13 protein-coding genes are annotated in these 11,556 nt (G+C 64.0%); 10 read left to right on the top strand and 3 right to left on the bottom strand.

From position 1 onward, the window contains the following. The first annotated feature begins 17 nt into the window (after positions 1-17). The 5 genes from recF (at position 18) to P9273_RS02120 (ending at position 4,249) form a co-directional block, all read left to right on the top strand. Entirely contained in the window at positions 18-1,178 is a 1,161-nt protein-coding gene (gene recF / locus P9273_RS02140; protein ID WP_278047408.1) for a DNA replication/repair protein RecF, read from the top strand. Positions 1,179-1,340: 162 nt separating this feature from the next. Continuing rightward, positions 1,341-2,096: a molybdopterin-synthase adenylyltransferase MoeB gene (locus tag P9273_RS02135; protein ID WP_278047407.1), complete on the top strand. Its 756-nt coding sequence runs from the start codon at positions 1,341-1,343 to the stop codon at positions 2,094-2,096. Between the two features lie 4 nt (positions 2,097-2,100). Then, positions 2,101-2,589 carry a GNAT family N-acetyltransferase gene (locus P9273_RS02130; RefSeq protein WP_278047406.1) on the top strand — a complete coding sequence of 163 codons (489 nt, stop codon included), beginning with the start codon at positions 2,101-2,103 and terminating at the stop codon, positions 2,587-2,589. Next, the gene (locus P9273_RS02125) at positions 2,586-3,839 is read left to right on the top strand and encodes an aconitase X catalytic domain-containing protein (RefSeq protein ID WP_278047405.1); all 1,254 of its coding nucleotides are present in this window, start codon (positions 2,586-2,588) and stop codon (positions 3,837-3,839) included. Before P9273_RS02130 ends, P9273_RS02125 begins: the two co-directional genes overlap by 4 nt. Continuing rightward, on the top strand, positions 3,836-4,249 hold the full coding sequence (locus tag P9273_RS02120) for an aconitase X swivel domain-containing protein (RefSeq protein WP_278047404.1): 414 nt from the start codon (positions 3,836-3,838) through the stop codon (positions 4,247-4,249). Before P9273_RS02125 ends, P9273_RS02120 begins: the two co-directional genes overlap by 4 nt. Before the next feature lie 3 nt (positions 4,250-4,252). Here P9273_RS02120 and P9273_RS02115 read toward each other — a convergent pair whose 3' ends face one another. Next, a complete protein-coding gene (locus tag P9273_RS02115) occupies positions 4,253-5,254 on the bottom strand; it encodes a 2-hydroxyacid dehydrogenase (protein WP_040994009.1) in 1,002 nt (333 codons plus the stop codon). 270 nt (positions 5,255-5,524) lie between these two features. On the opposite strand from P9273_RS02115, the gene P9273_RS02110 reads away from it, so the two are divergent. After that, the gene (locus P9273_RS02110; RefSeq protein ID WP_040994008.1) at positions 5,525-6,079 is read left to right on the top strand and encodes an SH3 domain-containing protein; all 555 of its coding nucleotides are present in this window, start codon (positions 5,525-5,527) and stop codon (positions 6,077-6,079) included. 51 nt (positions 6,080-6,130) lie between these two features. On the opposite strand, the gene P9273_RS02105 is transcribed toward P9273_RS02110, so the two are convergent. Continuing rightward, entirely contained in the window at positions 6,131-6,511 is a 381-nt protein-coding gene (locus tag P9273_RS02105; protein ID WP_278047783.1) for a DUF4260 domain-containing protein, read from the bottom strand. A gap of 10 nt (positions 6,512-6,521) precedes the next feature. Beyond that, on the bottom strand, positions 6,522-6,953 hold the full coding sequence (gene irrA / locus P9273_RS02100; RefSeq protein WP_040994006.1) for an iron response transcriptional regulator IrrA: 432 nt from the start codon (positions 6,951-6,953) through the stop codon (positions 6,522-6,524). A gap of 247 nt (positions 6,954-7,200) precedes the next feature. On the opposite strand from irrA, the gene fabA reads away from it, so the two are divergent. The 4 genes from fabA (at position 7,201) to P9273_RS02080 (ending at position 11,549) form a co-directional block, all read left to right on the top strand. Continuing rightward, positions 7,201-7,716, top strand: coding sequence for a 3-hydroxyacyl-[acyl-carrier-protein] dehydratase FabA (gene fabA / locus P9273_RS02095; RefSeq protein ID WP_027165888.1), 516 nt, complete (start codon positions 7,201-7,203; stop codon positions 7,714-7,716). 114 nt (positions 7,717-7,830) lie between these two features. After that, positions 7,831-9,051, top strand: a complete 1,221-nt coding sequence (gene fabB / locus P9273_RS02090; protein ID WP_278047403.1) for a beta-ketoacyl-ACP synthase I — start codon at positions 7,831-7,833, stop codon at positions 9,049-9,051. A gap of 29 nt (positions 9,052-9,080) precedes the next feature. After that, positions 9,081-9,893, top strand: coding sequence for an enoyl-ACP reductase FabI (gene fabI, locus P9273_RS02085; RefSeq protein ID WP_040994004.1), 813 nt, complete (start codon positions 9,081-9,083; stop codon positions 9,891-9,893). A gap of 102 nt (positions 9,894-9,995) precedes the next feature. Continuing rightward, positions 9,996-11,549, top strand: coding sequence for a putative bifunctional diguanylate cyclase/phosphodiesterase (locus tag P9273_RS02080; protein ID WP_278047402.1), 1,554 nt, complete (start codon positions 9,996-9,998; stop codon positions 11,547-11,549). Positions 11,550-11,556: the final 7 nt, after the last annotated feature.

The raw sequence follows: 11,556 nt of genomic DNA, 5'->3' as shown, positions 1-11,556 counted from the left end.
GAGCCTCGCATGTCGCCGTGACCGAGGATAACAGACAACTTCGGCAGCAAAGCTATATAAGTAAGTTGACGCTTACCAACTTCCGCAACTACGCGGCGCTTTCGCTCGACCTTGCGCCCGGCGCGGTGGTGTTGTCGGGCGATAATGGCGCGGGCAAGACCAATCTCCTGGAAGCGATCTCATTCCTGACCCCCGGCCGGGGCCTGCGCCGCGCGCCCTATGCGGATGTTGCGCGAGAAGGCGGCGATGGCGGCTTTGCCTTGCATGCGCGCATCGAAGGACCGGAAGGCCAGGTCGAGATCGGCACCGGCATTTCCGGCGGCGACACCGCCGGCGAAGGCGGCAGGAAGGTGCGGATCAACGGTGCGCCGGCGCGATCGGCCGAGGATATGCTGGAATGGCTGCGGGTCGTCTGGCTGACGCCGGCGATGGACGGGCTGTTTCCCGGGCCGGCGGCGGACCGCCGCCGTTTCCTCGACCGGCTGGTGCTTGCGATCGACCCCGGCCATGGCCAGCGCGCGCTCGACTATGAGAAAGCCATGCGCGGCCGTAACCGCCTGCTTACCGAAGGCTCCCGCGACGGCGCCTGGTTCGACGCGATCGAGACGCAGATGGCCGAGACCGGGGTGGCGATCGCCGCGGCGCGGGCCGAGCTGGTGCGGCTGCTTGCTGCCATGATCGACAGATTGCCCGGTAGTGGGCCGTTTCCGCAGGCCGACATCAGCCTTGCCGGCGACCTGGAGAGCGAGGTCGCCGTCGCGCCGGCCGTCGATGTCGAGGAGCGCTTCCGCCGCGCGCTTGCCAACGGCCGCGAGCGCGATCGTGCCGCTGGCCGCACGCTGGACGGTCCGCACCGCTCGGATCTCCTGGTGCGGCACCGGCCGAAGTCGATGCCGGCGGAACTGTGCTCGACCGGCGAGCAGAAGGCGCTGCTGGTCGGCATCGTGCTGTCGCATGCCAGGCTGACCGGCGAGATGTCGGGACTGACGCCGATCCTTCTCCTGGACGAGATCGCCGCGCATCTTGACGCGGGCCGGCGCGCGGCGCTGTTCTCGATCCTGGAAGAACTGAACTGCCAGGCCTTCATGACCGGCACGGATGCCGCCTTGTTCTCGAGCCTTGCCGGCCAGGCGCAGTTCCTGACGGTCGATCACGGCAGCGTCGGACCGACCGGCTGATCGCTTGAAGAATCAAGCAGGCGTAGTGCTAAGCCCGCGGGACAAGGTTACGCCCTTGCCCGAACTTGCCCGGCAGGACAAAGCTTCGCTTTGGCCGTACGTGACGGGGCTTCGCCTCGCCCGTGGCATGACAAGATTTTCTCACCGCTATAAGGTCCAGCCATGACCGACGCCGCCCTGACCGACGAAGAGCTCGAACGCTATGCTCGCCACATCGTGCTGCCGGAGATCGGCGGGCCGGGCCAGCAGAAGCTGAAACGGGCGCGGGTGCTGGTGATCGGCGCCGGCGGACTCGGTGCGCCGGTGCTGGAATATCTTGCCGCCGCCGGCGTCGGCACGCTTGGCATCGTCGACGACGACACCGTTTCGCTGTCCAACCTGCAGCGGCAGGTGATCCATGGCAGCGACACGATCGGCATGGCCAAGACCGACAGCGCCGCAGCGGCGATCATGCGCATCAACCCCAATGTCGCGGTGGAATCGCATCGCCTGAGGCTGACGGAAGAGAACGCCTCTGCCCTCGTCGCCCGTTACGATGTCGTTGTCGACGGCTCCGACAATTTCGAGACGCGCTACGCCGCCGCCGATGCCTGCGCCAGTGAGAAGAAACCCCTCGTCACGGCTGCCGTCGGCCGCTTCGACGGCTCGGTGACAGTGTTGAAGCCGTTCGAGACAGGCGCGGACGGCAAGCGCAATCCGAGCTATCGCGACCTGTTTCCGGAAGCGCCGCCCGAAGGGCTGGTGCCGTCCTGCGCCGTTGCCGGCATCGTCGGCGCGCTGACGGGCGTCATCGGCACGCTGGAGGCGATGGAAGCTATCAAGCTGATCACTGGCATTGGTGAACCGCTGATCGGGCGGCTGCTGCTCTATGACGGGCTCACGGCCCGCTTCGACACCATCCGCTACAAGGCCGTCTGAGCGTATGGACCGGAGCGTCGGCATATCCGTAACCGGCCTTCCGGCGGATTTCGACCGGTGGGACGACTTGCTCGCGCTGATCCAGCGCGCCTTCGCCTATATGGACGGGCTCATCGACCCGCCCTCCTCAGCGCATCTTTTGACCGCCGATACGCTTGCCGAGAAGGCGAGGCGGGAAGCGGGAGTTCTGGCCCTTGAGAACGGCCGCATCGTCGGCTGCGTCTTCGCGCTGGAGCGGGCGCGGGATTTCTATGTCGGCAAGCTCGCGGTCGAGCCGCGACTCCAGGGCCAAGGCATCGGAACCCGGCTGATGCGGGCGGTCGAGGATCTTGCCCGCGAACGCGGCAAGGATGCGATCGAGCTGCAGACCCGCATCGAGCTGACGGCAAACCATGCGGCCTTCGCCCGGCTCGGCTTTCGCGAGACCGAGCGTACGGCGCATGAGGGCTATGCCAGGCCGACCTCCATCACCATGCGTAAGGTGCTGCCTTGAGCCTTTCGCTCAGCCCGGAAGAACAGGCGATCGCCGCCAGGCAGGATGGCGCGGGCATGGCGATGCGCATCGTCGCCGAAAGCGCCCGGCTGCTCGGCGCGCCGCGGCTGATCCCGATCGCCTCCACCCATATCGACGGCGCGCTGTATCACGGCGACTCCGGCACGCTGTTCGCCGAAAAACTGGTCGAAGGCGGCGCGAAGGTCGTGGTCCGCTCGACGCTCAATGTCGGTGCGCTCGATCTGATGGGGTGCTCGCGCATCCGGTTGGAGGAGCCGCAGCGCGGCATGGCGCGGCGGATGATGGAGGCCTATCGCAAGCTCGGCTGCGAGCAGAGCTGGACCTGCGCGCCCTATCAGGCCGGACACAGGCCCGCGCTCGGCAGCGACGTCGCCTGGGGCGAGTCCAATGCGGTCGTCTTCTGCAATTCGGTGCTGGGCGCGCGCACCAATCGCTATGGCGATTTCCTGGACATTGCCTGCGCCATCACCGGCCGTGCGCCGGATTACGGCCTGCATCAGCCCGACAACCGCCGGGCGCGGCTCGTTTTCGACGTTTCGGGCCTGTCGCCTTCCTTTCTTGGCTCGGAGATCGCCTGGCCTATCCTGGGAAGCCTTTATGGCCGCGAAATGGGCAACGCGATCGGTGTCGTCACCGGCGTGACCGCCCATCCCGGCGAAGACGCGCTGAAAGCCTTCGGCGCGGCGGCCGCCTCGTCCGGCGCCGTCGGCCTGTTCCACATTGCCGGCGTGACACCCGAAGCGCCCGACGTCGAAGCCATTCTGGCCGGACCGGAGCCGGAAGCGGTGATCCGCGTGACGACCGACATGGTGGCCAAGGCCCGCGCCGGTCTGTCGACCGCCGCTGCGACCGAAAGCATCGACGCGGTGGCGATCGGCAGCCCGCATCTGTCGAGCGCCGAGTTCGACAGCCTGGAGCGTCTGATCGCCGGGCGGCGGCTCGCTGTGCCGATCTATGCCTGCACCGGCCGTCACGCGCTTGCCCTGCTGGAGCGGGACGGCCGGCGAAAAAGGCTCGAGGCGAGCGGGGTCGTCATCGTCGTCGACACATGCGTGGTCGTGACGCCGATCATGCCGGAGCTCGGCAACGGCGTGCTGATGACCAATTCGGGCAAGTTCGCCCATTACGCGCCGGGCAACACCGGCTATGCGGTGCTCTATGCCTCGCTCGCCGACTGCGTCGAAAGCGCGGTGCTGGGCAAGCCGGTTTTCACGGATATCGCCGCATGAACGCGACAGCCGAAATCCTGGTGCCGGGCAAAGAGGGCGAAGGCGAAGCGCTGGTGCTGACGGCGCCGATCAGCTTCTGGGGCGGCGTCGACCCGAAAACAGGCCGCATCGCCGATGTCCGCCATCCGCAGCATGGCGAGGTCATTGCCGGCCGCGTGCTGTTCCTGTCGGGCACGATCGGGTCGTCGTCGGCTTCGGCGGTGCTGATGGAGTTGCTCCATAACGGCCGGGCGCCGGCCGCCCTGGTGCTGCACGAGCCGGACGCCATCCTGCTGCTCGGCCTGATCGTCGCCCGGGAAATGGGCTGGGAAACGCCGATAGCGGTCCGGCTTGGCCGAGAAGCGTTCGATACTTATAGCGGCAGGGTGAGAATAGCCGAGGATGGCGCTCTCACCGTCTCCGGCGAATAAGCCTCAGGTCCTGAGCGGCAGGACACGATCCGGTGGGCGGTGGCCGTCGAAGAAGGCGCGGATGTTGATGATCACCTTCTCGCCCATGTCGATGCGGCCCTCGAGCGTGGCCGAGCCCATATGCGGCAGCAGAACGACCTTGCCCTTGTGTGCCAGGCGCAGCAGCTTGCTGTTCAGCGCCGGTTCGTGCTCGTAGACGTCGAGGCCGGCTCCGGCGATCTTGCCGTCATGGATGAGCTTGATCAGTGATTCCTCGTCGATGATGTCGCCGCGCGCGGTGTTGACGATATAGGCCGAAGGCTGCATCAGCGCGAGGCGACGGCCGGACAAAAGGTGGAACGTCGCCGGCGTCGACGGGCAGTTGACCGAGATGATGTCCATGCGGGCCAGCATCTGGTCGAGACTTTCCCAGTAGGTCGCCTCCAGCTCCTCCTCGACCGTCGGCAGCACGCGGTGCCGGTTGTGGTAGTGGATCGACAGGCCGAAGGCCTTGGCACGCCTGGCGACCGCCGTGCCGATGCGGCCCATGCCGACGATGCCGAGCCGCTTGCCCCAGATGCGCCGGCCGAGCATCCAGGTCGGCGACCAGCCGGCCCATTTCTTCTCGCCGGTCAGCACACTGGCACCTTCGGCGAGCCTGCGCGGCACGGCGAGCATCAGCGCCATGGTCATGTCGGCGGTGTCTTCCGTGAGCACATTCGGCGTGTTGGTGACGGTGATGCCCTTCTTCGCGGCCGCCGCGACATCGATCTTGTCGACGCCGTTGCCGAAATTCGCGATCAGCTTGAGGTTCTCGCCCGCCTGGGCGATCAGCGCGGCATCGATATGGTCTGTGATGGTAGGGACCAGCACATCGGCCTCCTTGACCGCCGCGACCAGCTCGGGCTGTGTCATCGGCCGGTCCTCGACATTCAGCCTTGCATCGAACAGCTCGCGCATGCGTGTTTCGACCGGATCGGGCAGCTTGCGCGTGATGACGACGAGGGGCCGTTTTTTGCCTGCCATGTTATCCCCGAAGCTTCCTAGATCAGAATGACGTTTCGTTGAATCGTCATCCTGATCCTACTCTTTTTTGGAGCATGATCTTTTCCGAAAACCGGTTCCCACTTTTCGGGATCATGCTCTCGAAACCGATCTCGTTGAGACCTCCTTAACCAAGACCGGCGAAACTTGTAGCCAGTCGCGGCATCAGCCCACTCCTGTAACAAGCGGTGCCGCCGAAGACAAAGAAAAAGGGGCGCTCATCCCGACGGACCGGCGCCGAAAGGAACGAAAGTGTCTGGTTTCGCGTCGCTTCGCCTGGCCTTCAGCGCAGCCATTCTCGGCGCCCTGCTTTGCGCGCCGCAGGCTTTGGCGCAAAGCGCGGCAGCACCCGCCCAAACCATAACGCTTGGGCCGAGCGGCCTGCCGCTGCCGCGCTTCGTCAGTCTGAAGCCGGCCCGGGTCAATTCGCGCGTCGGCCCCGGCGCCAATTATTCCGTCAACTGGATGTATCTGAAGGCCGGCCTGCCGATGGAAGTCATCCAGGAATTCGACACCTGGCGCCGCGTGCGCGATGCCGACGGGTCGGAGGGCTGGATCAATCAGTCGCTGCTTTCCGGCCGCCGCACCGCGATCGTCGCGCCCTGGCAGCGCGGCAAGGGCGGGCGAATCAACCTGCTCGATGAGCCCGACAAGGATGCCGGTGTCGTCGCCATCATTGAGCCGGGCGTGATCGGATCGATCAAAAAATGCGACGGCCAATGGTGCGAGATGACCTTCGACGGCCATACCGGCTGGATGGCGCAGTCGCAGGTGTGGGGCGCCTATCCCGGCGAGAAGGTCAAGTAGGATTTGTCGATAATCGGACGAAGCCCGGCCTGACCTCGGTCTCGACCGAGCCTAACCGGCCGCCCCTTTGCGCTCGCGCCCGACACGGCCGAGATGCGTATCCTGAAAACCGGTGGGTAATTTCAGGCCGTAGCCGAGGGCACGGTCGATGGCGATGTGCGCGATCCAGATGAGCGCCACGGCGGTGGTAACCGGGCCGGCGAGCAACGCGCCCGCAAGCAGAAGCACGAGCGGAGCAATCAGGATATGCAAGGCATTGTAGGTGACCGCGCCGATGCGTGGCCCGGCGAGATAGCCCAGCATCGACAGGGCCGGCACAAGGATGAGCAGCGCAAACAGCCACCATGAAAAGCCGAACATTGCGTAGCAAACGATTGCCAACGCAGCGATGGTGGCCCATTCAAACCGGACAATCAGGTCGACGGGCCGCATCGCCACGGGATCAGTCGTCGCGTTTCGGGCGAAGCCTCACGACGATGTCGACATTGGCGATTTCCATGCCCTCCGGCGGTGCCGGCAGGTTGGAGACGGTGACCGGCCCGCTTTCGATGTCGAAAATGCGGTTCTCGCCTTCGATGTAGAAGTGATGGTGATCGGACGTGTTGGTGTCGAAATAGGTTTTCGAGCCTTCGACCGCGAGGATACGCAGCAGGCCGGCCTGGGTGAACTGGTGAAGCGCGTTGTAGACCGTCGCCAGCGAAACCGGCACGCCGGCGGCGATCGCCTCCTCGTGCAGTTCCTCGGCCGAAAGGTGGCGGTCGCCCTTGGCGAAAAGCAGATCGGCCAGCGCAATGCGCTGGCGCGTCGGCCTCAGGCCGGCTTCGCGAACCCGCTTGTCCACAGCGACATTTTCCTTCCGGTAGCCCGAATCCATTTCTTCGCGTCGAAGCTTGCTGCCCAGCCCATCAACAGGTCCAGAATGGCAAAAAGACGTCAAATGCCAAAACCGGACATCAGCAGACATATATTCTGTAGTCCGAATGCGATCAATAGCGCGCATTGACCCGGGCAGGCACACGGGTTAAGCGCAAACGCCGGTTTCCGGCCGCAAACAGAGTGTGTTAGGAAACCAACGAGAAGGGCGCCCTGCCGCCCGCGAAGAACACGGGGACAGAAATTTGATGGCGGGTCAAAAGTCCAGCTACGATTACGAGGAACTGCTTGCCTGCGCCCGCGGCGAGCTGTTCGGACCGGGGAATGCCCAGTTGCCCTACCCACCGATGCTGATGTTCGACCGCATCACCGAGATCAGCGAGACCGGCGGCGCTTTCGACAAGGGCTTCATCCGCGCCGAATTCGATATCAAGCCGGATCTTTGGTTCTTTGCCTGCCACTTCATCGGCAATCCGATTATGCCGGGCTGCCTCGGCCTGGACGCCATGTGGCAGTTGACCGGTTTCTATCTCGGCTGGCTGGGCGAACCCGGCAAGGGCATGGCGCTTTCGACCGGCGAGGTGAAGTTCAAGGGCATGGTGACGCCGTCGGTGAAGAAGGTCGAATACGGCGTCGACTTCAAACGCGTGATGCGGGGCCGGCTGGTGCTCGGCATCGCCGATGGCTGGCTCAAGGCGGACGGCGAACCCATATACGCAGCTACGGATCTGAAGGTCGGTCTGTCCAAGCAGTCGGCCGCCTGACCGTTTTCGCCACGGCGTCGCGTAGCCAATGGGCGCCACGTCAGTTTATTTGCGTATGATCACAAGCGAAAACCGGCTAGGTTTTTCGCCCGAATACGCCGGAAGGAGTTGCGAATGAGACGGGTCGTAGTGACAGGGCTCGGCATTGTGTCGTCGATCGGCAACAATGCCAACGAGGTGCAGAGCTCGCTTTACGATGCCAAATCCGGCATCAGCTTTTCCGATTCCTTCGCCGAACACGGCTTTCGCTGCCAGGTCTGGGGCGCGCCGACGCTCGATCCCACGCCGATGATCGATCGCCGCGCCATGCGCTTCCTGAGCCAGGGCGCGGCCTGGAACCACGTCGCCATGGACCAGGCGATCGCCGATGCCGGCTTAAGCGAAAGCGATATCACCAATGAGCGGACCGGCATTGTGATGGGCTCCGGCGGACCTTCAACCCGGACCATCGTCGAAGCGGCCGAAACCACGCTCAAGAACAACAGTCCCAAGCGCATCGGCCCGTTCGCCGTGCCGAAGGCCATGTCGTCGACCGCGTCGGCCACCTTGGCGACATGGTTCAAGATTCACGGCGTCAACTATTCGATCTCGTCGGCCTGCTCGACCTCCGCGCATTGCATAGGCAACGCCTATGAGCTCATCCAATGGGGCAAGCAGGACGTGATGTTTGCCGGCGGCCACGAGGATCTCGACTGGACCATGTCGGACCTGTTCGACGCCATGGGCGCCATGTCGTCGAAGTTCAACGACAAGGCGTCGACCGCTTCGCGCGCCTACGACGTCAACCGCGACGGTTTCGTCATCGCCGGCGGCGCCGGCGTGCTGGTACTGGAGGAACTGGAACACGCCAAGGCGCGCGGTGCCAAGATCTATGCCGAGATCGTCGGCTATGGCGCGACATCCGACGGCTACGACATGGTCGCTCCTTCGGGCGAAGGCGCTATCCGCTGCATGCGGCAGGCACTTTCCACGGTGTCATCACCGGTCGATTACATCAACACCCACGGCACCTCGACGCCGGTCGGCGATTCCAAGGAAATGGGCGCAATTCGCGAGGTGTTCGGCGAGAAGATGCCTTACATCACCTCGACCAAATCGCTCACCGGCCATTCGCTGGGAGCGGCCGGCGTGCAGGAATCGATCTACTCGATCCTCATGATGCAGGGCGGCTTCATCGGCGAGAGCGCCCATATCGAGGAGCTCGATCCGGAATTCGAGGGCATGCCGATCGTGCGCGAGCGTATCGACAACGCCAAGATCGACACCGTCCTGTCCAACTCCTTCGGGTTTGGCGGCACCAACGCAACGCTGATTTTCCAGCGCTATTCCGCATAGAGCCGGCGTTTTTATAAGGATTGCCTTTTATGGACGGGTTGATGAAGGGCAAGCGGGGGCTTGTCATGGGGGTCGCCAACGACCATTCGATTGCCTGGGGCATCGCCAAGAAGCTGTCGGAACATGGGGCGGAGCTCGCCTTCACCTACCAGGGCGACGCCTTCGGGAGGCGGGTCAAGCCGCTGGCCGAGAAGGTGGGAGCCTCGCTGATCGTGCCCTGCGATGTCGAGGACAGCGCCTCGGTCACCGCGACCTTCGAGACGCTCGGCAAGGCCTGGGGCGGGTTGGATTTCGTGGTGCACGCCATCGGCTTTTCCGACAAGAACGAGCTGAAGGGCCTATATGCCGATACTAGTCGCGACAATTTCGTGCGCACCATGGTGATCTCCTGCTATTCCTTCACCGAGATCGCGCGCAACGCCGCCGCCCTGATGGGCAATGGCGGCTCGATGATCACGCTCACCTATGCCGGCTCGGTCAGGGTGATGCCGAACTACAACGTCATGGGCGTCGCCAAGGCCGGGCTGGAGGCCAGTGTACGCTATCTCGCCAACGACTACGGTCCGCGCGGCATCAGGGTAAACGCCATTTCGGCCGGGCCGGTGCGCACACTCGCCGGCTCCGGCGTTTCCGACGCCCGCCACATGTTCTCCTACCAGCAGCGCAATTCGCCTCTGCGGCGCACTGTGACCATCGACGAAGTCGGCGGCTCGGCGCTCTACCTGCTCTCCGACCTGGCATCGGGCGTCACCGGTGAGATCCATTATGTGGATTCCGGTTATCACATCGTTTCGATGCCTGCACTGGAGGAACTGAAGCAGAACGACGGCGCGCGGGAATAGTTTGCGATCACGACAGTAGCCCTCCAGTAAAATTGCATGCATCAGCGGAAACTCATTTTAAGGAGATGTCCGCTATAAGGTCCCGTAATCTAGGGACCATGCATGCCTGCAGTCAGCAATCCCAAACGGACTCCGCTGTTCCGGCTGATCACCATCGCCAGCTCGGGCATGGGCAGTTTCATCCTTGGACTATGGGGGCTGCGGTTCGGCTTCGGCGACGGCATGGCCGGCATGCCGGCCGAAACGATGGGCGGCGTCATCGCCGCGCTCTGCGCTTTAGCCGCGGGTGGTGCCGCGCTGTCGTTCTTCGCGGGCGTCGATGAATCGGCGGCCTATGTCTTTAAGGAAACCCATGTCGACAAGCTCACCGGCCTTTTGTCGCGCCAGGCCGTGGTCGGTAAAATAGCCGAGGCCGCCTCCGGGACGATTCGAACCGGCGAGCCGGTGTTCCTGATCGACATCGATATCGACCGCTTCAAGCAGATCAACGACGCCATCGGCTATAGCCAGGGCGACGAACTGATCCGCGCCTTCACCAACAGGCTGAAGGAGAATATGCCAAAGAATGTAACGATCGGCCGCATCGGCGCCGGCGAGTTCGCCGTACTGCTGCCTGACCGCGAGATCAGGGGTTCGATCGAACGGCTCATCGAGAAGCTCATCAACGAGATGATGGAGCCCTACCAGCTGCGGAGCCATCTGCAGTCGGTCAGCCTGTCGATCGGCATCGTGGCGATGCCGAAGGACGGCGTCGACCCGGTGCTCATCCTGCGCCGCTCGAACCTGGCGCTGCAAAACGCACGCGCCAGCGGCATCGGCAACTGGTCCGTCTTCCACGCCGATATGGGGCGCGTGGCGGATTACCGGCAGTGGATCGAGTCGGAACTGAAGACCGCTTTCGACCGCGGCGACTTCAGCCTCCACTATCAACCGCAGTTCGACCTGCCGAGCGGCCGTGTCGTCGGTTATGAGGCGCTGATCCGCTGGAAGCATCCGGAGCGCGGCATGATCCCGCCGATGGAGTTCATTCCGATCGCCGAGGAAACCGGCATGATCAATCCGATCGGCGAATGGGTGCTGCGCAAGGCCTGCAGCGACGCAAAATATCTGCCGCAGGACTGCTTCGTCGCCGTCAACATCTCGCCGGTCCAGTTCATGACCAGGGATTTCGTCGGCATCGTGCGGGAAGTGATGGAATCGACCGGCATCAAGCCGTCGCGGCTGGAGTTCGAGGTCACTGAGACGGCGATGATGCAGGATCGCGACCGCGCCGCGGCGATCCTGGAGCAGCTTGCCGAGATGGGAATCTCCGTGGCCGTCGATGATTTCGGCACGGGCTATTCCAATTTGAGCTACCTGATCGATTTCTCCTTCGGCAAGCTGAAGATCGACCGCTCCTTCGTCAGCCGCATCGACAGCGACTCCAGCTCCGGCGCGATCGTTTCGACCATTGTCGGCCTGTCGCGGGCGCTGGGCGTCGGCATCATCGCCGAGGGCGTGGAGACCGAGAACCAGGCGACGCTGCTTCGGGCCGCCGGCTGCGAGGTGGTACAGGGCTATCTGTTCGGCCGGCCGGCGCCGCTCAAGGTCGAGCTCGGCGAAGCGCGGTCCGCCTTCGACACGCATGAGCCGGCCCGCATCGTCAGCGTGCAGTAAAGCACCA

It is taken from the genome of Mesorhizobium sp. WSM4935 (assembly GCF_029625735.1).
Taxonomy (GTDB): domain Bacteria; phylum Pseudomonadota; class Alphaproteobacteria; order Rhizobiales; family Rhizobiaceae; genus Mesorhizobium.
This window is presented reverse-complemented; position numbering and strand designations above follow the sequence as displayed.